At 72.1% G+C, this 24,350-nt stretch carries 23 protein-coding genes, 2 pseudogenes and 1 riboswitch; of the genes and pseudogenes, 14 read left to right on the top strand and 11 right to left on the bottom strand.

Annotation, left to right across the window (positions count from 1 at the left end; translation table 11 throughout):
* Positions 1–1,329, top strand: a 1,329-nt coding sequence (locus ACIGFK_RS22005; RefSeq protein ID WP_400053208.1) for a ricin-type beta-trefoil lectin domain protein, incomplete at its 5' end; no start/stop codon positions are given.
* A 206-nt stretch (positions 1,330–1,535) separates the two neighbouring features.
* The gene (locus ACIGFK_RS22000) at positions 1,536–2,060 is read left to right on the top strand and encodes a hypothetical protein (protein WP_386470480.1); all 525 of its coding nucleotides are present in this window, start codon (positions 1,536–1,538) and stop codon (positions 2,058–2,060) included.
* 29 nt (positions 2,061–2,089) lie between these two features.
* Here the strand turns inward: ACIGFK_RS22000 and ACIGFK_RS21995 are convergent, their stop codons facing one another.
* The gene (locus tag ACIGFK_RS21995; RefSeq protein WP_386470477.1) at positions 2,090–2,803 is read right to left on the bottom strand and encodes a flavodoxin family protein; all 714 of its coding nucleotides are present in this window, start codon (positions 2,801–2,803) and stop codon (positions 2,090–2,092) included.
* A gap of 55 nt (positions 2,804–2,858) precedes the next feature.
* Positions 2,859–3,054: riboswitch (cobalamin riboswitch) on the top strand.
* A 29-nt stretch (positions 3,055–3,083) separates the two neighbouring features.
* Between ACIGFK_RS21995 and ACIGFK_RS21990 the strand changes: the two genes are divergently transcribed.
* The 5 genes and pseudogenes from ACIGFK_RS21990 to ACIGFK_RS21970 all read left to right on the top strand — a co-directional run bounded on the left by ACIGFK_RS21990 (position 3,084) and on the right by ACIGFK_RS21970 (position 6,169).
* Complete coding sequence (locus ACIGFK_RS21990; protein WP_400053219.1) at positions 3,084–3,764, top strand: energy-coupling factor ABC transporter permease; 681 nt, start codon at positions 3,084–3,086, stop codon at positions 3,762–3,764.
* Positions 3,761–4,306 (top strand): energy-coupling factor ABC transporter substrate-binding protein, encoded by a 546-nt coding sequence (locus ACIGFK_RS21985; protein ID WP_400053205.1) that lies wholly within the window; start codon positions 3,761–3,763, stop codon positions 4,304–4,306. The genes ACIGFK_RS21990 and ACIGFK_RS21985 overlap by 4 nt, the downstream gene beginning before the upstream one ends.
* 2 nt (positions 4,307–4,308) lie before the next feature.
* Positions 4,309–5,056: pseudogene (gene cbiQ, locus ACIGFK_RS21980) on the top strand (cobalt ECF transporter T component CbiQ).
* Positions 5,053–5,523, top strand: a pseudogene (locus tag ACIGFK_RS21975) (ATP-binding cassette domain-containing protein); the annotation flags it as partial. The pseudogenes cbiQ and ACIGFK_RS21975, both read left to right, overlap by 4 nt.
* Positions 5,524–5,602: 79 nt before the next feature.
* Positions 5,603–6,169 carry a PadR family transcriptional regulator gene (locus ACIGFK_RS21970; protein WP_376656786.1) on the top strand — a complete coding sequence of 189 codons (567 nt, stop codon included), beginning with the start codon at positions 5,603–5,605 and terminating at the stop codon, positions 6,167–6,169.
* A 46-nt stretch (positions 6,170–6,215) separates the two neighbouring features.
* Here the strand turns inward: ACIGFK_RS21970 and ACIGFK_RS21965 are convergent, their stop codons facing one another.
* Positions 6,216–6,428, bottom strand: coding sequence for an EF-hand domain-containing protein (locus ACIGFK_RS21965; RefSeq protein ID WP_376656785.1), 213 nt, complete (start codon positions 6,426–6,428; stop codon positions 6,216–6,218).
* 254 nt (positions 6,429–6,682) lie between these two features.
* Between ACIGFK_RS21965 and ACIGFK_RS21960 the strand changes: the two genes are divergently transcribed.
* Positions 6,683–7,414, top strand: a complete 732-nt coding sequence (locus ACIGFK_RS21960; protein ID WP_400053203.1) for a tRNA-dependent cyclodipeptide synthase — start codon at positions 6,683–6,685, stop codon at positions 7,412–7,414.
* Positions 7,395–7,829, top strand: coding sequence for a hypothetical protein (locus tag ACIGFK_RS21955; RefSeq protein WP_400053201.1), 435 nt, complete (start codon positions 7,395–7,397; stop codon positions 7,827–7,829). Before ACIGFK_RS21960 ends, ACIGFK_RS21955 begins: the two co-directional genes overlap by 20 nt.
* Positions 7,830–7,921: 92 nt before the next feature.
* On the opposite strand, the gene ACIGFK_RS21950 is transcribed toward ACIGFK_RS21955, so the two are convergent.
* From ACIGFK_RS21950 to ACIGFK_RS21915, 8 genes are all read right to left on the bottom strand, one after another.
* Positions 7,922–9,109: a YncE family protein gene (locus tag ACIGFK_RS21950; RefSeq protein WP_376656782.1), complete on the bottom strand. Its 1,188-nt coding sequence runs from the start codon at positions 9,107–9,109 to the stop codon at positions 7,922–7,924.
* Positions 9,106–9,906 (bottom strand): polysaccharide deacetylase family protein, encoded by an 801-nt coding sequence (locus tag ACIGFK_RS21945; protein ID WP_376656781.1) that lies wholly within the window; start codon positions 9,904–9,906, stop codon positions 9,106–9,108. The genes ACIGFK_RS21950 and ACIGFK_RS21945 overlap by 4 nt, the downstream gene beginning before the upstream one ends.
* A 369-nt stretch (positions 9,907–10,275) precedes the next feature.
* Positions 10,276–10,788 carry an ATP-binding protein gene (locus ACIGFK_RS21940; protein ID WP_376656780.1) on the bottom strand — a complete coding sequence of 171 codons (513 nt, stop codon included), beginning with the start codon at positions 10,786–10,788 and terminating at the stop codon, positions 10,276–10,278.
* A 230-nt stretch (positions 10,789–11,018) separates the two neighbouring features.
* A complete protein-coding gene (locus tag ACIGFK_RS21935; RefSeq protein ID WP_376656779.1) occupies positions 11,019–11,786 on the bottom strand; it encodes an enoyl-CoA hydratase/isomerase family protein in 768 nt (255 codons plus the stop codon).
* Positions 11,787–11,872: 86 nt separating this feature from the next.
* Positions 11,873–13,117, bottom strand: a complete 1,245-nt coding sequence (locus ACIGFK_RS21930; protein WP_376656778.1) for an Ig-like domain-containing protein — start codon at positions 13,115–13,117, stop codon at positions 11,873–11,875.
* Positions 13,118–13,237: 120 nt separating this feature from the next.
* Positions 13,238–13,966 (bottom strand): L,D-transpeptidase family protein, encoded by a 729-nt coding sequence (locus ACIGFK_RS21925; RefSeq protein ID WP_376656777.1) that lies wholly within the window; start codon positions 13,964–13,966, stop codon positions 13,238–13,240.
* 112 nt (positions 13,967–14,078) lie between these two features.
* The gene (locus ACIGFK_RS21920; RefSeq protein ID WP_376656776.1) at positions 14,079–14,876 is read right to left on the bottom strand and encodes a collagen binding domain-containing protein; all 798 of its coding nucleotides are present in this window, start codon (positions 14,874–14,876) and stop codon (positions 14,079–14,081) included.
* Between the two features lie 118 nt (positions 14,877–14,994).
* Positions 14,995–16,215, bottom strand: a complete 1,221-nt coding sequence (locus tag ACIGFK_RS21915) for an Ig-like domain-containing protein (protein ID WP_386470492.1) — start codon at positions 16,213–16,215, stop codon at positions 14,995–14,997.
* 173 nt (positions 16,216–16,388) lie between these two features.
* On the opposite strand from ACIGFK_RS21915, the gene glgX reads away from it, so the two are divergent.
* Together glgX and ACIGFK_RS21905 are read left to right on the top strand one after the other, a co-directional pair.
* The gene (glgX, locus tag ACIGFK_RS21910) at positions 16,389–18,737 is read left to right on the top strand and encodes a glycogen debranching protein GlgX (protein WP_376656775.1); all 2,349 of its coding nucleotides are present in this window, start codon (positions 16,389–16,391) and stop codon (positions 18,735–18,737) included.
* 61 nt (positions 18,738–18,798) lie between these two features.
* Positions 18,799–19,521, top strand: coding sequence for a CDP-alcohol phosphatidyltransferase family protein (locus ACIGFK_RS21905; protein ID WP_400053197.1), 723 nt, complete (start codon positions 18,799–18,801; stop codon positions 19,519–19,521).
* On the opposite strand, the gene ACIGFK_RS21900 is transcribed toward ACIGFK_RS21905, so the two are convergent.
* Positions 19,502–20,002 (bottom strand): adenylyltransferase/cytidyltransferase family protein, encoded by a 501-nt coding sequence (locus ACIGFK_RS21900; protein WP_376656773.1) that lies wholly within the window; start codon positions 20,000–20,002, stop codon positions 19,502–19,504. The genes ACIGFK_RS21905 and ACIGFK_RS21900 overlap by 20 nt on opposite strands.
* Before the next feature lie 171 nt (positions 20,003–20,173).
* Here ACIGFK_RS21900 and ACIGFK_RS21895 point away from each other — a divergent pair, with 171 nt between their 5' ends.
* From ACIGFK_RS21895 to ACIGFK_RS21885, 3 genes are read left to right on the top strand one after another with little or no spacing between them, the layout of a single operon-like run.
* Complete coding sequence (locus ACIGFK_RS21895) at positions 20,174–21,379, top strand: glycosyltransferase family 4 protein (RefSeq protein WP_400053216.1); 1,206 nt, start codon at positions 20,174–20,176, stop codon at positions 21,377–21,379.
* Positions 21,376–23,121 (top strand): lipopolysaccharide biosynthesis protein, encoded by a 1,746-nt coding sequence (locus tag ACIGFK_RS21890; protein WP_376656772.1) that lies wholly within the window; start codon positions 21,376–21,378, stop codon positions 23,119–23,121. The genes ACIGFK_RS21895 and ACIGFK_RS21890 overlap by 4 nt, the downstream gene beginning before the upstream one ends.
* Complete coding sequence (locus ACIGFK_RS21885; protein ID WP_376656771.1) at positions 23,118–24,329, top strand: hypothetical protein; 1,212 nt, start codon at positions 23,118–23,120, stop codon at positions 24,327–24,329. Before ACIGFK_RS21890 ends, ACIGFK_RS21885 begins: the two co-directional genes overlap by 4 nt.
* Positions 24,330–24,350: the final 21 nt, after the last annotated feature.

Below are 24,350 nucleotides of genomic sequence, written 5' to 3'. Positions count from 1 at the left end.
ACCAACCCGGCCGCCGGCCTGATCACCGGCAAGATCGACCCGGCCCGCTACCCCCGCGTCGGCTCCGACGGCGACCTCACCGGCGACAACATCCCCGACCTCTGGGCCGTGGACAAGGAACAGCAGCTCGTCGCCTTCAACGGCCTCGGCACCGCCCCCGACGGCACCACCGTCCCCTACCCCACCGTCACCGGCATCGCCTCCACCTTCACCCTCCAGGGCAACCTCAACACCCCCGCCGTCCAGTGGAAGCTGAACGCGGCGACCGCCGGCAAGACGCCGAGCGCCGGCGGCAACAAGTACCCCGCCACCATCGCGGGCGCCGTCACCTTCCCGACCGCGACCATCGAGGGCCGCAGCACCCCGTACGCGGCGTTCGGCGGCGCCGGTTCCACCATCACCGCGTCCGGTACGAACACGGGTGTCGACACCGGCAAGGACTTCACCATCAGCGTCTGGGCCAAGCACGGGTCGACGACCCCGGGGCCCACGACCAGCATGATCGTCAGCCAGGACGGCACGCAGAACAGCTCGTTCATGATCTACGGCGACAAGAACAGCGGTCAGTGGCACTTCGCCATGGCCAACGCGCCGAGCGGGGCATGGCCCTACGACTACACCCACGTGGCCAACGAGAACGCCCGGTGGACCGCCGACACCTGGACCCGCCTGACCGCCGTCTACAACGCCGGCAGCGGCCTGATGAGCCTCTACGTCAACGGCGTCCTGGCCAGCACCGGCCACCACGCGGCCTCCACCAGCCCCGCTCCCAGCGGTTCGATCGTCTTCGGCCGCTACAAGCTCGGCGGAGCCCCCTCAGACGTCCTCAACGGCGGCGTCAGCAACTTCGCCGCGTACCCCTACGCGGCCGCCCCCACCGCCCCGGCGACCCTGGGCCGGATCTCGATGACCGCGGCTCCGGGCTCCTGCGTCGACAACGACTACGCCCGTACCGATGACGGCAACCCGATCCAGATCACGGGCTGCAACGGAACGCCCGCCCAGGACTTCGAGGTCCGGGGCGACGGTTCGCTGCGGATCCAGGGCAAGTGCGTGAACGCGGTCAACGCGGGAACGGGCAACACCACCCCGCTCGAACTGCGGACCTGCGGCGGTACCCCGACGCCGGCCCAGATCTTCGTGCCCCGCGCCGACGGCTCGATCTACAACCCGGTATCCGGCCGGTGCATGGACCTCGGCAACTTCGACACCACGCCCGGCCACCAGCTCTGGCTGTACGACTGCAACAGCTCCGACGCCCAGCGCTGGACCGCCGTGACCCTGGGCACCGCGCCCCTTCCGATCCCCACCCTGGACGCGGCTCCCTGATCCACCCGTAACCGCAGGACGACGGCCGTTCCTCCCACCCGGGAGGGGCGGCCGTCTCCGTAGGCGCCGGGCAGGCGGGCAGGCGGGCAGGCTCCCCCGGTTCCGGCCGGGGCCCCGCCCCGCGATAAACCGGTGCAACCGCGGATGTATCGGGCGCGTCTTCACAGGTGACACCGTTCCCCGTCTCTCGGAATCGAGGGGACGCCATGAACCGTCCACGTCGCCGGCAGGCCACCGCAGTGGGGTCGGGCGCACTGCTCGCCTCCATGCTCGCCTTCGCCGCACCGGCCTCCGCCGCAGCCGCGGCCGCCGCCACCGGCACGGCCGCCACCGTCACCCCGCTCGTCGTCAATGCCCGCTGGGGCGGGCACTGCACGTACGACCGCGTGGTCGTCGACCTGCAGGGATACGTCCCCCCGGTCACCGTCACCCCCGTCCCGTCGCTGGTCTACGACGGGTCCGGCAAGCCCGTCCCGCTGGCCGGGCGGTACTTCCTGGAGATCCGCCTGCACCCCGCCGCCGGACACGACGACGCGGGCCGCAACGTCTACCGCGGGCCCAAGCTCCTCAAGATCTATCTGCCCAAGCTGAAGGGCCTCGCCCTGACCGGCGACTACGAGGGGTACGTCACCTTCGGCGCCGCCTTCGACACCAAGCCCGCCTTCACCTCGTTCAGGCTGCACGCCCCGGAGCGCTTCGTCCTGGACATCGCGCACCGGAACGTCTGCTGATCACGCCGGCGGGAGCCGGGGCCGGGGACCTACCGGTGCTCGGGGTTCGGGAAGTCGAAGCGGCAGCCGGCGTCCCACAGGGAGCGCTGGTTGCCGTGGGCCGGGATGCCGCCCGCGCCCTTGAGGAGGGCGGCCAGGTGCATGAGGTTCCAGGACATGAAGGTGGTGTTGCGGTTGGTGAAGTCGTTCTCGGGGCCGCCCGAGCCCGGGTCGAGGTAGGACGGCCCGGGTCCGGCCTCGCCGATCCAGCCCGCGTCGGCCTGCGGCGGGATCGCGTAGCCGAGGTGCTGGAGGCTGTAGAGGATGTTCATGGCGCAGTGCTTGACGCCGTCCTCGTTGCCGGTGACGAGCGCGCCGCCGACCCGCCCGTAATAGGCGTACTGGCCCTGCTCGTTCAGGATCGAGGAGCAGGCGTAGAGCCGTTCGATGACCTGCTTCATCACGGAGCTGTTGTCGCCGAGCCAGATCGGGCCGCAGAGCACGAGGATGTCGGCGTCCATGACCTGGCTGTAGAGCACCGGCCACTGGTCGGTCTCCCAGCCGTGTTCGGTCATGTCCGGCCAGACGCCGGTCGCGATGTCGTGGTCGACGGCGCGGACGAGCGACGTACGGCATCCGGCCGATTCCATGACGGCCCGGCTCTTGTCGATCAGGCCCTCGGTGTTGCTGACCTCGGGTGACCGCTTGAGCGTGCAGTTCACGAAGAGGGCGGAGAGGTTCGAGTAGTCGGGTTCGGCAGCCATTCCCCCAGCCTGGCCGGGGCCCGGAGGCACCGCCACCGGGGCGCGGCCGGACGGGATGGGGTCAGTGGGCCTTGGTGTTCGGGAAACCGGTGGGAAACCGGTGCGGCCCTCGCCACTGTGATCGGGAAGTCCGCTCCATTCCTGCAGGGAAGTCACTGGGACCGCGGGGGAGACCGCACGGCCCCGGGAAGGCGGAGCCAGGGCATCAGTACCCGTGAGCCAGGAGACCGGCCTGGGCGCGCTGTCCATCCACGAGGTGCTGGAGAGGTCTTCCCGACTCATGCATATAGCCGAGGGGTTCCTGCCCCCATGGCACGCGGTCGCCTGGGGCGCCGCGTCCGCCCCGTTCGTCGTACACGGTGTCCGCGCCCTCACCCGTGAGGTGAAGGCCGATCCGGAGAGCACGCTGCTGCTCGGGGCGTCCGGAGCGTTCGCCTTCGTCCTGTCCGCGCTGAAGATCCCGTCGGTGACGGGCAGTTGCTCGCACCCGACGGGCACCGGGCTCGGGGCGATCCTGTTCCGGCCGCCGGTCATGGCGGTGCTGGGCACCATCACCCTGCTCTTCCAGGCGCTGCTGCTGGCGCACGGCGGGCTGACCACCCTCGGCGCCAACGCCTTCTCGATGGCCGTCGCCGGGCCGTGGGCGGGCTACGGGGCCTACCGGCTGCTGCGGGGCCTGGGCGTCCCGCTGATGGTGACCGTGTTCTTCGGGGCCTTCGCCGCCGATCTGGTCACCTACTGCGTGACCTCGGTGCAGCTGGCGCTGGCCTTCCCGGACCCGGGTACGGGCTTCCTCGGCGCGCTCGGGAAGTTCGGCGGGATCTTCGCGGTGACCCAGCTCCCGCTCGCGGTGAGCGAGGGGCTGCTGACCGTGCTCGTGATGCGGCTGCTGATGCGGTCCAGCCGGTCGGACCTGGTCCGCCTCGGCATCGCGAAGGCCAAGGAGGCCGTGGCCCGGTGAGCAGGAACGCGAAGATCAACACGCTGCTGCTGCTCCTGGTGGCGGCGCTGGCCGCGCTCCCGCTCGCGCTGGGGCTCGGCGAGGGCAAGGAGGAGCCGTTCACCGGCGCCGACTCGCAGGCGGAGGCCGCCATCACCGAGCTGAAGCCGGACTGCGAGCCCTGGTTCTCCCCGCTGTACGAACCCCCTTCGGCGGAGATCGAATCGGCGCTGTTCGCCCTCCAGGCGGCCCTGGGCGCGGGCGTACTGGCGTACTGCTTCGGCCTCCGCAAGGGCCGCCGGCAGGGCGCCGCCGACGCTGCCGCGGGCTCGGCGGGTGACCCTGCGGGCCTGCCGGCAGGGCACGGCGCGCAGCCCCCGGCCGAGGACACCGCGGGCCTGGCCGACGACACCGCGGGCCCGGCCGGCGGAGCCGTCGGCGCCGCCGCGCGCGGGTGCGCGGACACCGGGCCGGGTGCCGGCGCGGCTCCCGCCGGAGCCCCTGGCACCGGGCCGGCCCCGGATCCCGGCACGGGGCCCGGGGCCGGCGGTGCGGGGCGCTGACGGTGCTGCCCATTGATGTCGCCGCGCACAGCAGCCGGTGGCGGCGCCGGCACCCCCTGGAGAAGGCCCTGCTCGGCATCGGGCTCACGGTGACCGCCGTGTGCCTGCCGCCCTGGCCCGGGGGCCGCTGGTCGCCGCCGCCACGCTGGGGGTGCTGCTCGGCCCCGCCGGGGTGGCCGGGCGGCAGCTGTGGCGGGCCTTCCGGATCCCGCTCGGCTTCTGCTTCACCGGCGCGCTGCCGCTGCTGTTCTCGGTGGGCGGGCCCGCGGGCTGGTTCGCGCTGGCCCCCGACGGGCCCCGGCACGCCGCCGAACTGCTGCTGCGCACCTCGGCGGCCTCGCTCGGCGTGCTGCTCTTCGCCTTCACCACTCCGGTGTCGGACGTGCTGCCCGGCTGGTCCGGGCGGGGGTGCCGGCCCCGGTGGTGGACGTGGCCCTGGTCATGTACCGGATCACCTTCCTGCTGCTCGACTCCCTGGCCCGGATCCGCCAGGCCCAGGCGGCCCGCCTCGGCAACACCGGCCGGGCGGCGGCCTGGCGTTCGGTGGCCGGGCTGGCCGCGACCTCGTTCGTACGGGCCTTCGACCGCGCCGGGCGGCTCCAGTCGGGCCTGGCCGGGCGCGGCTACGACGGGGCGCTGCGGGTGCTCGTCCCCGACGCGGCCCTGTCCTGGCGTTTCCTCGCCGCGTCCGGCGCACTGCTCGCGGCCCTGGTGGCCGTGACCCTCGTACTGAAGGAGCTGTACCTGTGAGGCCGTTGGTGGAGCTGGTGGGCGCGGGCTACGCGTACGAGGACGGGCCCGCCGTGCTGTCCGGCGTGGACTTCGGGATCGCCGAGGGCCGGGCGCTCGTCCTGCTGGGCCGCAACGGCTCCGGCAAGACCACGCTGATGCGGCTGCTGAGCGGGGGCCTGCGGCCCGGTTCGGGCGCGCTGCACCTCGACGGCGCGATGGTGACGTACGACCGCGGCGGCCTGACCCGGCTGCGGACGGCGGTCCAGCTGGTGGTCCAGGACCCGGACGACCAGCTGTTCGCGGCCTCCGTGGAGCAGGACGTCTCCTTCGGCCCGATGAACCTGGGCCTGCCCGCGGCGGAGGTCCGCGAGCGCGTCGAGTCGTCCCTGGCCGCCCTGGACATCACGGCGCTGCGCGACCGCCCGACCCACCTGCTCTCCGACGGCCAGCGCAAGCGCGCGGCGATCGCGGGCGCGGTGGCGATGGCCACGCACGACGTGGACCTGGCCGCCTGGCAGTAGCCGGACGCGGGGTCGGCGGACCCGGCGTATCTAGGATGGCGGCATGTCCCTCCCGCACGCCATCCTCACCGCCCTGCTCGAGAAGCCCTCGTCGGGGCTGGAGCTGACCCGGCGGTTCGACAGGTCGATCGGGTACTTCTGGTCGGCGACCCACCAGCAGATCTACCGGGAGCTGGGCCGGCTGGAGGAGTCGGGGCTGATCCGGGAGCTGCCCAGCGAGGTGCCGCTGCGGGGGCAGAAGAAGGAGTACGAGGTGCTGCCGGCCGGCGGCGCGGAGCTCGCGCGGTGGGTCGGCGAGAGCCAGGACCCGAAGCCGATGCGCGATCCGCTGCTGCTGCGGATCCGTGCGGCGGGTGTCGTGGGGCCGCAGGGGCTCGGACCGGAGCTGCGGCGCCATCTGGAGCTTCACCAGCGGCAGTTGGCTCAGTACGAGGCCATCGAGGAGAAGGACTTCCCGCCCGGCCGCGACGCCGTGGAGGACCGGCTGCGCCGGCTCGTCCTGCACGGCGGGATCGCCCTGGAGACGTTCTGGCTGCACTGGCTGGAGGAGGCGCTGGCCGAGGTCGAGGACATGACCGGGGACGGCGGGACCGCAGGTCCGGCGGCGTGACCGCGCCCCCGCCCCGAGGGACGGGGAGGGGGCGTGCGGTGGGGTGTTACTTGTTCAGGGAGGCCCAGAACTCGTCGAAGCTCAGCTTCTTGTCGCCGTTCAGGTCCTTGGAGGCGACCACGGCGTCGGCGACCGCCGCGGTGACGAACGCGTCACCCATCGCCTTCATGGCAGCGCTGTACTCGTCGGCCGTGATGAAGCCGTCGCCGTCGACGTCGAACTTGTCGAACGTCGCCCGTGCGCTCTCGATGTCCGCCACTGGGTCCACCCCTTCTTGGTGCTTGTTGACCGGCCCAGGGTAGCGGCCGCGCGGGGCGGGGGCCGCCGCGGGTCCCGTTCAAGCGGCAGAAAGAAATTCAATTAACTCCCGGGTAGGCGGAATCTATAATTCCACCCAACAATTGCGGCACCCCCTTGTCACGCTCCGGGATCAACGCATAACGTAACGGCATTGCCGCCACACCAGGAGCGCAGGGCTCCCCGGGACTAGTGGCATAAAGGGCGATCAATCAAATGACGATCACAGTCGGCGCATCATTCGAGGTTCTGCCCTTCACCCGCACCTGCCGACACATCTGGGAAGACGGCGACCACGTGCTCATCGGGGTGAGCCCCGGAAACAGCTACTTCAGCTCCGAGCGCATCGCCGGCCTCGCCCAGTGGGCCGCAACCCGCTTCGCGCAGGTCGACTTCGTGTACGCAGACCTCCACGTGGACCGGATGTTCGCCGCCCTCGGCTACACCCGGGAGCACGCGGAGAAACGGGCGGCGAAGGAGATCAAGGCCGTCCGGCGCAGGATCGCCAAAGGCGTGTCGGAGTCGACCGCTCCGCAGGTGGAAATTCGGGTGAGGGCGCTTTCCGAGTTCCAGTCGAACCCTGTTTACCAACTGCTGCACCGGCGGATTCTGCATTTCCTGGAAACCGACGACGAATTCCGCAAGGGCTGCGAGGAGATGGCCCTTCATTTTGTCGGGTCGAAGCTGCCGGAAGGTGAATCGATCACCGACGAGCAGTTGCGCGTCTGTTTCGACTACATGGCAGCCGAACTGCCGTTCTTCGTGGACACCCCGAGCATCCTCGACGTGCCGTCCTCCGTGGCCGCGTACCACGTGAAGATGCCGCTGACGGACGTCCTCTTCGCGCGCGGCGGGGGTCTGCGCGCGACCCGCAACCAGGCGTACGCCGTCGTCCGACCCGAGAACACCACGGCCGGAGGGGACGTCGATGAGCGTCGCGCAGCCTGACCCGAACGCTCCGGAAGCGCAGCCGGTCCTCGACTTCCCGCTCTCGCGCCGCGGCGACGTCCTGCCCGGGGAGTGCGCCCGGCTCCGCGAGAAGGCGCCGGTCGCGAAGGTCCGCACCCTCACCGGGGGCCCGGCCTGGCTGGTGAGCGGCTGCGCGCCGGCCCGGCAGGAGCTGGAGGACGAGCGCTTCAGCCTGAAGGACACGGCGAACGCCGGGGTCCCGCGCCAGTACGCGCCGACGATCCCGCCCGAGGTCGTGAACAGCGTGGGCGACATCAACAGCGCGGGGCTGCGGAGCGCCGTGATGAAGGCTCTGAACCCGCGCCAGGCCGGGCTCCAGGACCGGCTGCGCGCCAAGGCCGGCGAGCTCCTCGACCGGATCGTCGCGGAGGGGACCCGGAGTCGGCGCACCTGACCGACGACACGGAGCGGCTGCCCGTCGCCTGGTAGCACCGGACCGGGGTCCCGGGAGCAGTGCGAGCTCCCGGGGCCCCTCCCGCCCGTCGGCTACCGGAAGATGCCGGTGTGGCCGAGGGAGTAGCGGCCGGGCTGCGGGTACACGGCGAGGCCGTGCGGGCCGCTGCCCACCGGGATCCGGGCGAGCTCCTTGCCCGTCACGGTGTCGATGGCGTAGACCTCGGAGTTGTAGCGGCCGGACAGCCACAGCACCTTGCCGTCGGCCGAGACGCCGCCCATGTCGGGGCTGCCGCCGTCGGGCAGCTCCCACTTCTTGGTGAGCTTGTTCTGCGGGAAGTTGAAGACCGAGATGGTGCCTTCGCCCCGGTTCGAGACGTACATCTCCTTGGAGTCGCGGCTCACGTACAAGCCGTGGCACCCCTTGCCCGTGGGCAGCAGCTTGGGCGTCTCGAACTTGTCGCCGCTGAGCACCCACATGCCGTGCGCCATCATGTCGGCGACGTAGAAGGTCTTCCCGTCCGGCGAGACCTTGACGTCCTGCGGCATCGCGCCCTCGAACGGCAGCTTCTGCTGGCCGATGACCTCCATCTTCTCGGTGTCGACCTTGAGGAGCTCGCCGGAGAACTCGCAGCTCACGATGAAGTAGCGGCCGTCGAGCGAGAAGTCCGCGTGGTTGACGCCGTAGCAGCTCACCGGGACCGTCTTGACCCGGTCCATGGTGTGCGGGTCCCGGAAGACCAGCTCCTTGTCCATCGACGCCATGACGACGGCGTACTTGCCGTTGGGCGTGAAGTAGAGGTTGTACGGGTCGTGCACCTCCACCGGCTTCCCGGCCTCGCCGGTGGCCGGGTTGATCGGGGTGAGCGTGTGGCCCCGGTTGTTGTTGACCCACAAGGTCTTCATGTCCCAGGACGGGACCACGTGCTGGGGCTGGACGCCGACCGGGATGGTGTCGATGACCTGGTAGGTCGCCGGGTCGATGACGGACACCGTGTTGGAGTTGGTGTTCGGCACGTAGACGCGGGACGGGAAGTCCTTGACCACCGGGGAGAGCTTGTTCGGCCGGTCCGCCGCGTAGACGTCGTGGGGGTCGAGGACGGGCGGCATGCCGGGCAGCCCGGGCGGAACGGCGGGCACGGCCTTGACGGGCTGGGCCGGGCCCTTGGTGCCCATGGCCTCGGCGGGACCCTTGTCGGCTGATCCGCAGCCGGCCAGGGCGGCGAGGACCAGACCGGCGAGCAGCACGGTGGCCTTCCGGGGAAGGCGGATGGTCGTCATGGGGTCAGCAGCTCCGTGGTGGTCACCGCGCGCAGCTTGCGGCGCGCGAGTTCTTCGAGGAGGGGAGGCATCGCGGCGACCGTGTCCGCGTAGCCGAAGTGCAGGCTCACCACCGATCCGCCGTGGATCGTCCCGGTGACGGTGCGGATGACGGCCGCGGCACCGGGCGAGGTGAAGTCGAGGGAGTCCACGTCGTAGGAGAGGACGTGCGGGTACCCGGCCCGCTGGGCGAGTTTCCGGACGAGCGGGGTGGCGTACTGGGTCTGCGAGGGCCGGAACCAGGTGCCGATGGAGCCCGTGAGCCGCTTGAGCCGCTGGGCGCAGCCGGTGATCTCGGCGTACGCCTCCGCCTCGGGCATCTCGTTGATGGCGAGGTGGCGCTGGGTGTGGTTGCCGAGCTCGTGCCCGCCGTCGAGGACGCGGCGGGCCATGTCCGGGTGCGCGTCGAGCCAGCTCCCGATCGCCAGTACGGTGACCCGCGCGCCCGCCCGCTCGGCCTCGGCCAGCACCGCGCGGGCGATGGCGGGATCCCCGTTGCCGTGGAAGGTGAGGGCGACCCGGGGGCGGTCGCGGGGACCGTGGCCGATCTCGACGGGCTGCCCGGGGAACCGGCGCGGGGAGGCCGCGGCGGCCGGCACGGGCCGGGGGGAGGGTCTGGCCGGGCCCGGGGGCGGGGCGGAGGGTGCGGTGGCGGGGCGGCCCGATCCGCAGGCGGCGGTGAGGCCGGCCGTCGCCGCGCCGGCCGTCCCGAGAGCGGCCGCGCGCAGGGCCGCGCGGCGGCCTGGTTGTGAGAGCACCTGCCCATTTAAGGGGTGGATGGCCCGGAAGGTAATGATTGACCCAATTCAGGACGTTCGCCGGATGTTCATCCAGGAGGCTTCCGTCCGGTATCCGGGCAACGATTCACACGTACCGTTCGATATTTATTCATCGAATACGAGGTGAGTGGCCCACCTCACCTAGGATTCAACGCGCACGCCTTCTGATTTGCACACTTATGTCCGAGTAAGGACTTTTGGCGTTTGAGCCCTCGTCTGCCATAGTCGAGACCACGACTTCCCCATTGACCCGAGCGAAGTCGCACTGCCGAGGATCACACACCCCATTCGATCCTCGGCACCCTCATGAAGCCCCCGCACGAGCCCCACCAAGGCGACCCGGGGGCTTCAGGCGTTCTGGCGGTCGGCCACGCGCATCTCGAACCAGGTGATCTTTCCGCGCGGCAGCAGGTCGGCGCCCCAGCGGTCGGACAGCTTGTCCACGAGGAAGAGGCCCCGGCCGGTGGTGTCCAGCTCGTGGACCGGCATCAGGCAGGGCAGCCCGCGCGAGGGGTCGCGCACCTCGACGCGGATCCAGCCCCGCCGGCGCAGCATGCGTAAGCCGAAGGAGCGGGCCCCGGTGTGCCGGACCGCGTTGCCGACGAGCTCCGAGACCAGCAGGACGGCGTGCTCGGCGGTCTGCGGAGAGAGGCCCCAGAGGCGGACCACCACGCACTGGGTGAGCCGGCGGGCCGTGCTCGCCGACTCCGGCATGGACGGCAGCGTCACCTCGGCCTCGGCCGGATTCCCGTACGACTCCATTGCTTTGAGGCCCTGTTCGTCCTCAAGAGCCGCCGTGAGCCGCACGGCCGAAGCGCCACTGCGCTGCCGCGGCTGTTCCACACCCTCCAGGCCCGCCATGCACCCATCATGGACGGCCGCACCGCCCCTCCGGGCCGTTCCACAGGAAAACACCCCCCGGATTCAACGAATCCAAGGGGGTGTCCTGTCATATGCGGGAGGCATGAAGAGGACCGAAAAACCGGCCCTGACCTGCCGTTACGCACTGCACGGAGGCGATCACCGTGAGTGGATCACCGATTCCCCTTAAGGCTGCCTTAAGGCCTGGCTAATCCACCCCCAGGGAGGATCTAGACGAACTTCGCCTTGCCCGGGCCCTCTTCGACGAAGCTGCGCATGCCGCGCTCGCGGTCCTCGGTGGCGAACAGGCCCGCGAACCAGTTGCGTTCGATGGTGAGCCCGGTGTCGATGTCGGCCTCGAGGCCCGCGTCCACGCACTCCTTGGCGGCGCGCAGCGCGAGCGCCGGACCCTGGGCCAGCTTGGCGGCCCAGGCGTGCGCCTGCTCGTACACCTCGGCGGCGGGCACGACCCGGTCGACCAGGCCGAGGGCGAGCGCTTCGTCGGCCTTGACCATCCGCCCGGTGAAGATCAGGTCCTTGGCCTTGGACGGGCCGACCAGCCGGGACAGCCGCTGGGTGCCGCCCGCGCCCGGGATCAGGCCGAGCAGGATCTCGGGCTGGCCGAGCTTCGCGTTGTCGGCGGCGATCCGGTAGTCGGCGCACAGCGCGAGCTCGCAACCGCCGCCCAGCGCGTAGCCGGTGACGGCCGCGACGACGGGCTTGGGGATGCGCGCCACCGCGGTGAAGGCGTCCTGCAGGCCGCGGGACCGGGCGACCATCGCCGCGTGGTCCATCAGCTGCATCTCCTTGATGTCCGCGCCCGCCGCGAACACCTTCTCGCCGCCGTAGAGGATGACCGCCCGGACGTCCGCCCGGTCGGTGGCCTCCACCGCGAGCTCGCGCAGCCGGTCCTGGGTGGCGATGTCCAGGGCGTTCATGGGCGGCCGGTCCAGGCGGATGGTGCCGACGCCTTCGGAGACTTCGAGAGAGATGGTCATACGGGTCAGGTTAGCGCCGGTTAACGCGAAGTGGCCCGGTGCTGTGGGTCACAGCACCGGGCCACCGGACTACGTACGGACCGGGACTACTTGATCCACTCCGACCAGTCCATGTTCCAGCCGTTGAGGCCGTTGTCGGGGGCGATCTGCTTGTCCTTGGAGTTCTTCACGATGACCACGTCGCCGATCAGGGACTCGTTGAAGAACCAGGCCGCGGGCTGCTTGTCGTCACCGGCACCGCGGACGTCCTTCAGTCCGACGCAGCCGTGGCTGACGTTCTCCGAGCCGAAGGTGCCGGAGGAGGCCCAGTAGTTGCCGTGGACGAAGGTGCCCGAGTTCGACAGCCGCATCGCGTGCGGGACGTCGGAGATGTCGTACTCGCCGCCGAAGCCGACGGTCGCGCCGTTCATCCGGGTCACCTTGTACTTCTCGCTGATGACCATCTGCCCGTTGTAGGTGGTCGTCGACGGGGCACCTGCGGTGATCGGGAGGTCCTTGATGACCTGGCCGTCGCGCACGACCTGCATGGTGTGCTCGCCGGCGTCGACGGTGGAGACCTGGGAGCGGCCGATCTTGAAGGTGACCGTGCGGGTCTGCTTGCCGTAGACCCCGGGGCGGCCTTCGACGCCGTCGAGGGCGAGCTTCACGGTGACCTTGGTGCCTGCGGCCCAGTACTTCTCGGGGCGGAAGTCGAGGCGGTCGTTGCCGAACCAGTGGCCCTCGATCTGCACGGCGGGCTCGGCCGTGACCGTGATGGCCTTCTCGACGGCCTCGGTGTTGGTGATGCCGCGGGTGAAGTTGATGGAGACCGGCATGCCGACGCCGACCTCCGCTCCGTCCTCGGGCGTGTAGTGCCCGACGAAGGTGTTCTGCGGGGTGAGGGTGGTGAAGGTGGTGTCCTTGGCGGACTCCCGGCCGGCCTCGTCCTTGGCGACGGCGTGCACCTTGTACTCGGTGGCCGAGGCGAGGTTGCGGGCGGGCTCCCAGCTCGCGCCGTCGGCGGCCATCTTGCCCTCGACCGCGTTGCCCTTGGTGTCGGCGACGGTCACCGTGGCGAGCTTGCCGCCGGTGCTGGTTATCTTCAGGACGCCGCTGGTGGCGACCTCCTTGGCCCCGTCCTCGGGCTGGACGCTGACCACGGCCTTGGAGGCTTCCGTACCGGTCTTGCCTCCGCCGCCACCGGCGTTGTCCCCGCCCGTGCCCGCGTTGTTGCCCCCGCCCCCGCCGCTGCACGCGGTGGTGAACAGCAGGGCCGCCCCCAGCAGAAGGGCCGGCAGGCCGGTGCGGGCGCGACCGCGAATCGGCTGCAGGTTCACTCGTGTTCTCCCCATGTCCCCCGCGCGCGGACAGTCGCGCGCATGTTGACAGGAAATCACACGGGGGGATCACGAAGAGAAACGGTCGTGTCACCGTTCCGTCCCAAGAAGCCGCGGCCGCCGGCCGGGCCGGGCTCAGCCGTCGGTGCCCGGCTTGGTGCCCCAGACGTAGACGGTGTCGCCCTCGGTGAGCAGGTTCCACAGCCGTACGGCGTCCGGCTCGGCGAGGTTGACGCAGCCGCCGGAGCCGCCGTGGGCGTAGAGGTAGTCGGAGCGGGCGTGGATGGCCTGCCCCCCGTCGAAGAACTGGGCGTACGGCATGGGCGCGTTGTTGTACAGCGTGGACTTGTGGTCCTTGCTGCGCCAGTAGATCTCGTGCCGGCCCCGGCGGGTCTCGTCCGTGTCCCGGCCGGTGCGGATGGGCACGACGGGGAAGACGATCCGGCCGTCCTCCTGGACCCAGAGCAGCTGCCGGTCCAGGTCCACGCAGGTCACCCGCTCCTCCTCGTCGGGACAGTCCCCTCCGGCATTGGGGTTCGGCCGGGCCGTCACGACGAGCATCATGCGGTACGTGTCCACGCCCGCGTAGCCGTCAGCCGGGCGGACCCCGTTCTTCCACTGGAACGAGCGGATGGCGAGGCAGTCCGCCACGGACTCGGTGCCGTCGACCGGGCGGTGCAGATGGGCCTCCAGCTCCCGCTGGTAGGGGCCGGTGTTGGACCAGCACGCGGAGACCGGCTCCGGGCCGGGCCCCTCCGCGGCCGGGGCCTGCGCCGCCGTCGCCTGGGTCGGTCCCGCCAGGGCGAGTACCGCGGCGAGCGCAGCCGCGCGGGCCGTCACGGCTGTCGTCCGGGGTGCGGCCATCGAAGCCTCCTCGGGCCCGCCGGCCGGGCCCCGCTGCCTCCAGCCAACCCGCAGGGCCGGGGCGGGGGCGCCCGGGGGTGGGCCGGGGGGGTGAATGCTTCACCCCGCCGGCTCAGCGGGCCCGCGTGTCGGGCAGCTTGCCGTAGTAGTCGCGCTCGTTCTTGACGGTGACGACGAGCCGGCGGCCCGGGGTCGCGGCGCCCAGGCTCAGCGGGCCGGTCACCGACTGGTCCGGCAGCACGTACCCCTCGGGGACGTCCCGCTCGGTCAGGTAGTACGAGCCGTCCGAGAGGCCGCCGAAGTCGCTCTGGCCGCCCGCGTCGGAGGCCAGGCCGGGGCCCCCGGTCGGCTGGTCGGCATTGAGGCCGTGGTCCTGGAGGCCCTTGGTGCCGTTGGTCTCCTTCCAGACCTCGAACACCGTGCCGCGCAGCGGCCGGCCCGTCTTGGCGTCCTTGCTCAGGATCCGGATCGAGCCGCGGTGCACCGCGCCCTTCCTGCGCTGCGGGACGCCCAGGACGATGCCCTCCGGGCGGTCCTCCTCCTCCAGGTCGAAGGGGGTGACCGGGTCCGCGGTCCCCTCGTAGCCCGGGGCGGCCGCGGTCTGCCGCCAGTAGTACGTCTCGCCGACCGGCTGGGTGGTCGTGCACGTGCCCTTGGCGTCGGTCACGCAGCCGCTGCCGCGCAGCCGGTCGGCGCCCGTGCCGGTGGTCTGCAGGCCGGGGCGGCCGTTGGCCTCCCGCCAGAGCTCGAACCGGGCGCCGCGCAGGGGCGCCCCGGTGTCCACGTCCGTCTGCCGCAGCACCACCCTGGTCGTCTCGGCCGCCGGGGCCGCGGCGATCACCGCCACGGCCGCGAGGCCGAGCGCCCACGCCTTCGCCCTCGCCGCTGTACGTGCTGTCCTGCCTGTCATGGCACTCCGTCCGTGGGGCGGCCCGTCCGCCCTGACAGGCTGCGCGGAGCCTCGTACGGGAGTGCGGGAGGACACTCGGGGGCTACGGCATTCCGATCACACGGACCACCCGCACGGCTCACGCGACGGCGGAGCCGGCCACCCAGTCCGCCCAGGACATGTTCCAGCCGCCCAGGCCGTTGTCGGGGGCCACGGTCTTGTCCTGCGAGTTCACGACCTCCACCACGTCGCCGACCAGGGTCCTGTCGAAGAACCATCCCGCCGGTGTGTCGGAGCCGCCGCCCTTGTCGTCGCGCAGTCCCACGCAGCCGTGGCTCATGTTGCTGGAGCCGAAGGTGTCGGGGCTGAGCCAGTAGTTCCCGTGCAGGAAGGTCCCGGAGGAGGTGAGCCGCATGGCGTGGGGCACGTCGGGGATGTCGTACTCGCCGCCGAAGCCGACGGTCTGGCCGTTCATGCGGGTGACGTCGAACATCTCCATCACCACCATCTTCCCGTTGTAGGTGGTGGTCTTGGGTGCTCCGGCGCTGATCGGCACGGTCGACAGGAGCTGCCCGTCCCGGCGCACCTCCATGGTGTGCGCGGCCGCGTCCACCAGGGAGGTCTGGGAGCGGCCCACCGTGAAGGTGATCGTCTTGTCCTGGATGCCGTAGGAGCCGGGGGCGCCTTCGACGTCGCGCAGGTTCACCTTGACGGTGACCCGGGTGCCGGGCTTCCAGTACTCCTTGGGCCGGAAGTCGAGCCGTTCCTTGCCGAACCAGTGGCCCACGACCTGCACCGGCGGTTCGGAGGTGACGGTGATGGCCCGCTCCACTTCCACCTTGCGCTCGATGGCGTGGCTGAAGCCGAAGGAGACGATCATCCCGGTGCCCACGGTGGAGCGGTTCTCGGGCTTGAAGTAGCCGATGAACCGTTCCTCGGGGACGTAGGTCGTGAAGGTGGTGTGCCGGGCCTGCCGGCGGTCGTGCCCGTCGAGGGCCACGGCGTCCACGGTGTACTTGGCCGCCAGCGCGAGCCGGGCGGACGCCGGGTCGGGGCTCCAGCTGAGCCCGTCCTCGGAGATGGACCCGGGGACCTGCTCCTGCTGCGCGTCCTCCACCTTGGTGACCACGACCCGCTCCAGCCGGCCCTCGGGCACGGCGACCACGAGCCGCCCGTCGGCCGGGACCTCCTTGGCGTTGTCCTCGGGGGTGATCCGGATGGCCTCGTCCGGCGAGCGGGGTTTGCCCGGGAGCGCGATCTCGACCGGGGACCGGCCGTCCTCCGTGCATCCCGTCAGGCCGCCGAGGAGGCCCGCCCATGCCGCCACGGCGGCCAAGCCCGCCCCTGCCCGCCTCGTCAGAAGTGTCACGATCCCTCCAACGACCGGGCCCCTCCGGGGGAAACGTGAGCGCGGTCGACGTTCCGGGTACGGCAGTCCGGGCAGAACAGTGTGAAGGACCAGACGGGGGCGGTCCCGGGCCGGGACGCCCGGGCCGCACCCCCGCCGGTACCCAGGAGCCGTGGAGGCGGGCAGTGTCGAGCGCAGCCGAGCAAGAGGCGGTGGAAGCCGTCATGGGCGCCGTACCGGCGGTGCGGAGCGGCACTGCCGCGCCCGCACCGCAGGTCGACGGCGCCGGGATCCAGCCGAACGGCCAGGCCGGGGGCCTGCTGTCGAGGGTGTCCACGCGCCCCGGGCCACCGGTGTGGCCCGGGTCCTCGCATCCGCTCGGGGCCCGGTTCCGTCCGGGCGGGGACGGCGCCGGCGGGACGGAGGGCACGAACTTCGCACTGTGGGCGCAGGGCGCGGAGGCCGTGGAGGTGTGCCTCTTCGACGCCGACGGCACGGAGACCCGGTGCCCGCTGGGCGAGCTCACGCACGAGATCTGGCACGGTTTCCTGCCCGGCGTGCGGCCGGGGCAGCGGTACGGGTTCCGGGTGCACGGCCGCTGGGACCCGTGGACGGGCGCCCGGTTCAATCCGGCGAAGCTGCTCCTGGATCCGTACGCGCGGGCCGTGGACGGCGACTTCCGCCTGCCGCCGGAGGTGTACGGGCACGTCCGCGACTGGCCGCAACAGTACATCGCGGACACCGTGCGCGACGACCGGGACTCCGCGCCGTTCGTCCCCAAGGGGGTCGTCGTCCACGATGACGACGACTGGGCGGACGACGTCCGGCCGAAGACCCCCTGGGCCGATTCGGTGATCTACGAGCTGCACGTGCGCGGCTTCACGATGCGCCATCCGGGTGTTCCCGAGGAGCTGCGCGGCACGTACGCGGGGCTCGCCCACCCGGCGGCGGTCGAGCACCTGACGCGGCTCGGCGTGACGGCGGTGGAGCTGCTGCCGGTGCACCAGTTCGCGCACGAGGACCACCTGCTGCGGCGGGGCCTGCGCAACTACTGGGGCTACAACTCGATCGGCTATTTCGCGCCGCACGCGGGCTACTCCTCCAGCGGGACGGCCGGCCAGCAGGTCGGTGAGTTCAAGCGGATGGTCAAGGCCCTGCACGCGGCGGGGATCGAGGTCATCCTCGACGTGGTCTACAACCACACGGCGGAGGCGGGCGAGCTCGGTCCGACCCTGTCGCTGCGCGGCATCGACAACCGCGGCTACTACCGGCTCCAGTCCGACCAGCGGCGGTACACCGACTACACGGGCTGCGGGAACACCCTGCACCCGGGCAGGCCGCACGTGCTGCGGCTGATCACGGACTCCCTGCGCTACTGGGTCACGGAGATGGGGGTGGACGGCTTCCGCTTCGACCTGGCGGCGGCGCTGGCCCGTTCGATGCACGACGTGGACATGCTGTCGCCGTTCCTCGCTGTGATCGCCCAGGACCCGGTGCTGCGGCGGGTGAAGCTGATCGCCGAGCCGTGGGACGTGGGCTCGGGCGGGTACCAAGTGGGCGCGTTCCCGCCGCTGTGGACGGAGTGGAACGACCGCTACCGGGACGCCGTGCGGGACTTCTGGCGGGGCGCGCTGCCCGACGTACGGGATCTGGGGTACCGGCTGTCGGGGTCGAGCGACCTGTACGCGTGGGGCGGTCGGCGGCCGTACGCCTCCGTCAACTTCGTCACCGCGCACGACGGTTTCACGCTGCGGGACCTGGTGTCGTACGAGCGCAAGCACAACCAGGCCAACGGCGAGGACAACCGGGACGGGACGCACGACAACCGGTCGTGGAACTGCGGGGTGGAGGGGGAGCCGGCCGAGGGCGTCGACCCCCGCATCGGTGTGCTGCGCCGCCGCCAGCTGCGCAACCTCCTGACGACGCTCCTGCTGTCCACCGGGGTGCCGATGCTGGTGGCGGGGGACGAGTTCGGGCGCACGCAGGGCGGTAACAACAACGCGTACTGCCAGGACAACGAGACGGGGTGGGTGGACTGGTCGCTGCTGGAGGACCCGGCCTGGCAGTCGCTGTTCGCCCTGGCCTCCCGGCTGGTCGCGCTGCGGCACGCGCATCCGGTGCTGCGGCGCCGGGCGTTCTTCTCGGGGCGGCCGCAGGGGGCGGACGGGCTGCGGGACCTGGCCTGGTTCACCCCGGCGGGGGCGGAGATGACGGAGCGGGACTGGTACGCGCCGGCGTCCGCGCTCGGGATGTACCTGTCGGGGCGGGACATCCCGGGCCGTGACGAACGGGGCCGCCAGGTCACCGACGACAGCTTCCTCGTCCTGCTGCACACCGGGGACCGGCCGCTGGCGTGGGTGCTGCCGGGGGCGCCGTGGGCGGATGCGTACGAGGTCGTCCTCGACACCTCCCGGGAGGACCAGGCCGAGCCTCCGGGTACCCGGCACCGGGGCGGGGAGACGGTGACGGTCCCGGCCCGCTCGGTGCTCCTGCTCCGGGTGGGCGGCTTCCGGCCGACGGGAGCGGCTGACTGACGGGGGCCCGGCGCCGCCCTGCGATGATGTGTTCGAACGTCGTCACCGAGGGGGTCGCCGGATGGGCAGAGTCGGAACCGCGCTGCGAGAGCTGCGCGGGGCGCAGAAGTCGGCGAAGGGGGTGTCGCTCTACTCACGGTTCGTCAACCGGCCCGTGGGGCGGTACCTGGCGGCCGGGTCGTACGCGCTCGGGCTCACCCCGAACCAGGTGACGCTGATCAGCGCCGCCCTCAGCTTCGCCGGAGCGGGCCTGGTAGCGGTGGCCGCGCCGTCCTGGGGGCTGGGGCCCGCCGTGTGGGCGGCTCTCGCCCTCGGGTTCGCCTTCGACTCCGCCGACGGCCAGCTGGCCCGGCTGCGCGGGGGCGGCAGTGCGGCGGGCGAGTGGCTCGACCACGTCGTGGACGCCGCCAAGCTCACCGCCCTGCACAGCTGCGTGCTGATCGCCTTCTACCGGTTCCCCGACGCCTACGGGACGGGGTCGGCCGGCTGGCTGCTGGTGCCGCTGGGCTTCCAGCTCGCGGCGGTGGTCACCTTCTTCGGCGGGCTGCTGACCGAGAAGCTCAAGCCGAAGCCGGCCCCCGGCAGCCCCGCCGAGGCGCCGTCGGCCCTGCGCGCGGTGGCGTTGCTGCCCGTGGACTACGGGGTGTTCTGCCTGGTCTTCCTGCTGCTCGGCGGCGGGCGGCTGTTCGCTTGCGCGTACGCGGCCTTCGGGGCGGTCGCCGCGCTGTTCCTTGCGGCGTTCCTCACGAAGTGGTTCCGGGAGCTCAGCGCAGTTCGGCGGTGAGCTGGCCCGGGGCGGCGGGGGCCTCGGCGAGCGCGTCCAGGGCCCGGCGCAGCTGGGTGCTGGACGTGTGGACGGTGTACGGGAAGTAGACGACGTCCACGCCGTGGGCGGCGAAGTCCTGTTCCAGCTTGTCGCCCTTGGGGGTACCGCGCCAGTCGTCGCCCTTGAAGATGACGTCGAAGCGGACCTGCTTCCAGGTCTCCACCTTGTCCGGGACGGTCTCCACGAAGGCGGCGTCCACGTACTTCACGCTGCGGACGATCTCCAGCCGCTCGACGAGCGGGATCATCGGCCGCCTGCCCTTGGCGAGTTCGGCCATCTCGTCGGATACCACTCCGGCCACCAGGTAGTCGCACCGACTCCGGGCGTGCCGAAGGATGTTGAGATGTCCTATGTGGAACAGATCGTAGGCACCCGGTGCGTATCCGACCCGGTAGGGCCTGGCGTGGTCGCGCCGCGCGGGCTCGCCAAAGTCCGACATCTCCCGCTCCGTCATCTCTTTACCCCCAGAGCCGCGCCCCCCGGCGCGGCGGATTAGCAGACAATAGCGTGCACGTTCCGCAGCATGCCGGTGAACGAATAGGGTGGCCTGCGCATCATCCAGGGGTGGAAGGAACGTTCAGTGTCGAGATCCGGCAACCGGCGGCTGCTGCTGGTTTCCACGAATTACGCTCCCGAGCACGCGGGGATTGGGCCGTACGCCACCCAGATCGCGGAGCACTGGGCGGATCTCGGCCACGAGACGCACGTGCTGGCCGGCATGCCACACTACCCGGCGTGGTCGGTCGAGCCGGAGTACAAGGGGGCGCTCCAGCGCACGGAACGGCGCGCGGGGGTCACCGTGCACCGGCGCGCGCACACCGTCCCGCCGCGCCAGACTGCCGTCAGACGGGCCCTGTTCGAAGGATCGATTCTGCTGCACGGCAGCGTGGCCCCGCCGCGGATGCCGAAGCCGGACGCCGTCCTCGCGCAGATGCCCAGCCTGGCCGGCGGGGTAATAGCCGCCCGTCTCGCGGCCCGCTGGAAGGTCCCCTACGTCCCGGTCGTCCAGGACCTGATGGGCGCGGCCGCCGCGCAGAGCGGGATCAGCGGCGGTGACAAGGCCGCCGCGATCGCGGGCCGCGCGGAGGCGTACGCCCTCAAGCGGGCCACGCTGGTCGGCGTCATCCACGAGACCTTCGTGGACCGGGTCGTGGGCATGGGCGTGGACCCGGCGAAGATCCGCCTGGTCCCCAACTGGTCGCACGTGGCGCAGCCCACCAGGCCGCGCGACGAGACCCGCCACCACCTGGGCTGGGCCCCGGGCCAGACCGTCGTCCTGCACTCCGGGAACATGGGGCTCAAGCAGGGGCTCGAGGTCCTCGTGGGCGCGGCCCGCCTCGACCCCGGCGTCCGTTTCGTCCTGATGGGCGACGGCAGCCAGCGCTCGGCGCTCGCCGAGCTCGCGGCCGACGTGCCCAACCTCGACATCATCCCCCCTGCCGCCGACGGCGAGTTCCCCGATATCCTCGCGGCGGCGGACGTGCTCGCGGTCACGCAGCACGCCGCCGTACTGGACATGAGCGTGCCGTCGAAACTCACCTCCTACTTCCAGGCCGGCCGGCCCGTCGTCGCCTCCGTGGCGGCGGAGGGCGGAACGGCCCAGGAAGTGGAACGCTCGGGCGCGGGGGTGCTCGTGCCGCCGGAGGACCCGGAGGCCCTCCTGAAGGCGGTCCGGATCCTCGCCGAGGACCCGGACGGGGCGGACGCACTGGGAGCGGCCGGACCGCGGCACGTGGCGGCCCACCTGAGCCGCGAAGCGGGCCTGGCCCGGATCGACGCATTGATGGACGAAGCACTTGGGGGTCCCCGGCCGTGATCGAGACGAACCGCCCTGCAGCGGCCCCGGCAGAGGACGAACCAGACCTCCTCCGGGACCAGTTCCGACAGCTCCTGCGGTACCGCCGGCTCATCGGCGCGGGCATCGGGGTCGGGCTGCTGGGCGGTGTCTACCTCGGTGTCTCCACGGCCGACACCTACGTCGCCACCGCCGATGTGGTGCTGCGCGCGCCCACCGACGACCCGTTCAACCCGAGCCTCGCCCCCGACAAGGCGATCAACATCGGCTCGGAGCGCCAGGTCGCGCTCAGCTCCTCCATAGCCAACGAGGCCGCGAAGAAGCTCGGCGTGGGCGCCTCCGGTTTCGCGGCCCTGCGCAGCGGCCTGCAGGTGACCAACCCGCCGCAGACGATGGTGCTCCGCTTCACCTACACCGCGTCCTCCCCCCAGGAGGCCGCCAAGCGGGCCAACGTGATGACGGAGGCGTACCTGACCAAGCGGCAGGAAGCCCTCGACGTCACCCGCGACAAGATGGTCAAGAGCTACCAGGAGCAGCGGGACCCGGTCGCCAAGCAGCTCGACGAGCTCGTCAAGCAGGTCAACACGATGCCGGCGGGCGCCGCGCGCGATGCCGCCTACGCGTCCAAGACGGACCTGCAGGGCAAGGTCAACACGCTCAACAGCAACATCACCAAGCTCCAGGCCCTCGACATGACCCCGGGCCGGGTCACCAGCGCCGCGATCGCGCCTCCCGGCTCCGACGGCCCCGGCATCGTGATGTCGCTCGCGCTCGGTGCGGCCGTGGGCCTGGCGCTCGGCCTGCTGGCCGCCTGGGTCCGGCTCGTCTTCGACCCGGCGCCGCGCTCCGAGGGCGACGTGGCCCGGGCCCTGCGCTCCCCCGTGCTCGGCTACCTGCCCCGCGACCGGACCGGCGGCGGACCGCTGCTCGCCGCGGGCGAGGCCGACCCCAAGCTCGCCGAGGAGTACCGCTCGGTGGCCTTCCGGCTCGCCTACGACGCCCGCTTCGCAGACCGGCGCCGCCTCCTCGTCGTCGCCCCGCGCGGCAGCAGCGAGACGGCCGCCGCGGTGGCCGTGAACCTCGCCGCCTCCTTCGCGGAGACCGGCAAGGACGTACTGCTCATCGAGGCCGACCTGCGCACCCCCGTGCTGGCCAGCCAGCTGCCCACCGACGCGGGCGGACGGCCGCGCTGGAGCCAGGGCGCGGGCTCCGGGAAGGCCCCCGCGCAGCACGGGGACACGGAGTGGCCCGACGGGCGCCAGTTGGTCGTGGACGCCGGTGAGTCCGGCGCCTTCGACCTGATCCCGGGCCGGCCGGTGCGCAACGTCGCCCGCTCGCTGACCTCCTCGCGCGCCTCCCGGCTGATCTCCGAGGCCGACTCCCCCAACTCCACCGTCGTCGTGCTCGCGCCGCCCGTGCTCTCCTACGCCGACGCCCTCGCGCTCGTGGACCGCGTCGACGGCGTCCTGGTCGTCTGCGACCCGCGCGCCGTCCACCGCTCGGACCTGTCCCGGATCCGCGAGCTCATCAGCGGCGCCGGCGGCACCGTGCTGGGCGCGGTGCTGCACGCGCCGCTGCCCGGCCAGAAGCGGGGCCGTGGCAAGGACCGCGGCGGGTCCGCGGCGGCCGAACCGGCCGCGCCCTCCGCACCGCAGCCGCAGCCGCAGCCGCTGCGCTACGAGGTCGACGAGACCGAGCAGCACATCCCGGGCGACGGCACGGACACGGTCGCCCTGCGTACGGTCCGCCCGGGCCGGCGGTGAGCCGGCGCGGTCTCGCGGCGATCGCGTCGGTCCTGGACCAGGCGGCCTCCAGCGCCACGAACATCCTGGTGCTGGTGCTGGCCGCCCGGTTGTCCTCGGCCTCCGGCTTCGCCGACTTCTCGATGGTCTACGTGACCTTCAGCGTGCTCCTCGGGCTGAACATGGCCTACGTCGGCCAGAGCCTGGTCCTGGAGAAGGGCGACGGGGTCGGCGCCCTCGCCCGGTCGGCGGCCGGGTTCACCGGGGCCGCGTCGGCCACCGTGGGCGCGGTGCTCGCGGCGGTGGGCCTCGTACTGCCCGGGGCGACCGGGCGGGCCTTCCTCGCGCTGGGCCTCGTCCTGCCGCTGGTGCTGCTGCAGGACGGGCTGCGGTACTGCTTCTCCGCGCTGCGCACGCCCGAGCGGGCGCTGGCCGCCGATGCGCTGCGACTGGTGTGCGTGGTCGCGGCGCTGGGCGTCCAGCCCGAAGGGGCTTCGGCGGGGCGGCTGGTGCTGGTGTGGGGCGTCTCCGCGCTGCCCGCGCTGGCGCTCGGGCTGTTCCTGCTGCGGCCGTACGTACGCGGGCGGCGCGCGGACCTGCGCCCGTACCTGCGGCGCGGCCACCTCGGGCAGCGGTTCGTGGTCGAGTTCGCGGTGGGCAACGGCTCCAGCCAGCTCGCCGTGCTGGGCCTGGGCGTCTTCGCGACCCCCCTCGCCGTCGGCGCGCTGCGCGGCGCCACCACCCTCTTCGGGCCGCTCAACGTCCTGTTCAACTCCGCGAACGCCTTCGCGCCCCCCTTCCTCGGGCGGCTGCGGGGCAAGCGGGCCACCGTCCGGGCCACGGCCCTGCTCGGCCTGGTGCTGGCCACGCTCGGCGCGGGCTGGGGGGCCGTCCTGTACGCGCTTCCCGACCGGGTGGGCTCCTCGCTGCTCGGCGACACCTGGGCGGCGGCGTCCGCGCTGCTCCCGGCCACCGGGGCGCAGTACGCGGTGATGGGCCTCGGCACCTGTGCGCTGCTCACCCTGCGCGTGCTCGCCCCGAAGGCCACGCTGTCCCTCCAGGTGGTCTACTCCCTGCTGGCGGTGGCCGTGCTGCTGGGCGGCTACGCGCTGTGGGGCGTGGCGGGCGCCGCGTGGGGCCTGGCGGCCGGCTCGGCGGCGAAGGCCACCGCGGGCTGGCTGCGGGTCGGGCGTCTGCGGCCGGAGCCCGCCCCCGCCCTCGCCGCCTAGTGCTGTCGCGACACGGTGAAC

This window comes from Streptomyces sp. NPDC085524, assembly GCF_044541755.1.
Classification (GTDB): Bacteria; Actinomycetota; Actinomycetes; order Streptomycetales; family Streptomycetaceae; genus Streptomyces.
This window is presented reverse-complemented; position numbering and strand designations above follow the sequence as displayed.

What these genes read in the sequence shown, in the direction of transcription:
- ACIGFK_RS21990 (WP_400053219.1), top strand. Translation starts at nt 3,084, where the DNA reads ATGCATATAGCCGAGGGGTTCCTGCCCCCATGGCACGCGGTCGCCTGG.
- ACIGFK_RS21995 (WP_386470477.1), bottom strand. Translation starts at nt 2,803, where the DNA reads ATGGCTGCCGAACCCGACTACTCGAACCTCTCCGCCCTCTTCGTGAAC.
- ACIGFK_RS21960 (WP_400053203.1), top strand. Translation starts at nt 6,683, where the DNA reads ATGACGATCACAGTCGGCGCATCATTCGAGGTTCTGCCCTTCACCCGC.
- ACIGFK_RS22000 (WP_386470480.1), top strand. Translation starts at nt 1,536, where the DNA reads ATGAACCGTCCACGTCGCCGGCAGGCCACCGCAGTGGGGTCGGGCGCA.
- ACIGFK_RS21935 (WP_376656779.1), bottom strand. Translation starts at nt 11,786, where the DNA reads ATGACCATCTCTCTCGAAGTCTCCGAAGGCGTCGGCACCATCCGCCTG.
- ACIGFK_RS21925 (WP_376656777.1), bottom strand. Translation starts at nt 13,966, where the DNA reads ATGGCCGCACCCCGGACGACAGCCGTGACGGCCCGCGCGGCTGCGCTC.
- ACIGFK_RS21900 (WP_376656773.1), bottom strand. Translation starts at nt 20,002, where the DNA reads ATGTCGGACTTTGGCGAGCCCGCGCGGCGCGACCACGCCAGGCCCTAC.
- ACIGFK_RS21955 (WP_400053201.1), top strand. Translation starts at nt 7,395, where the DNA reads ATGAGCGTCGCGCAGCCTGACCCGAACGCTCCGGAAGCGCAGCCGGTC.
- ACIGFK_RS21905 (WP_400053197.1), top strand. Translation starts at nt 18,799, where the DNA reads ATGGGCAGAGTCGGAACCGCGCTGCGAGAGCTGCGCGGGGCGCAGAAG.
- ACIGFK_RS21920 (WP_376656776.1), bottom strand. Translation starts at nt 14,876, where the DNA reads ATGACAGGCAGGACAGCACGTACAGCGGCGAGGGCGAAGGCGTGGGCG.
- ACIGFK_RS21950 (WP_376656782.1), bottom strand. Translation starts at nt 9,109, where the DNA reads ATGACGACCATCCGCCTTCCCCGGAAGGCCACCGTGCTGCTCGCCGGT.
- ACIGFK_RS21970 (WP_376656786.1), top strand. Translation starts at nt 5,603, where the DNA reads ATGTCCCTCCCGCACGCCATCCTCACCGCCCTGCTCGAGAAGCCCTCG.
- ACIGFK_RS21930 (WP_376656778.1), bottom strand. Translation starts at nt 13,117, where the DNA reads ATGGGGAGAACACGAGTGAACCTGCAGCCGATTCGCGGTCGCGCCCGC.
- ACIGFK_RS21940 (WP_376656780.1), bottom strand. Translation starts at nt 10,788, where the DNA reads ATGGCGGGCCTGGAGGGTGTGGAACAGCCGCGGCAGCGCAGTGGCGCT.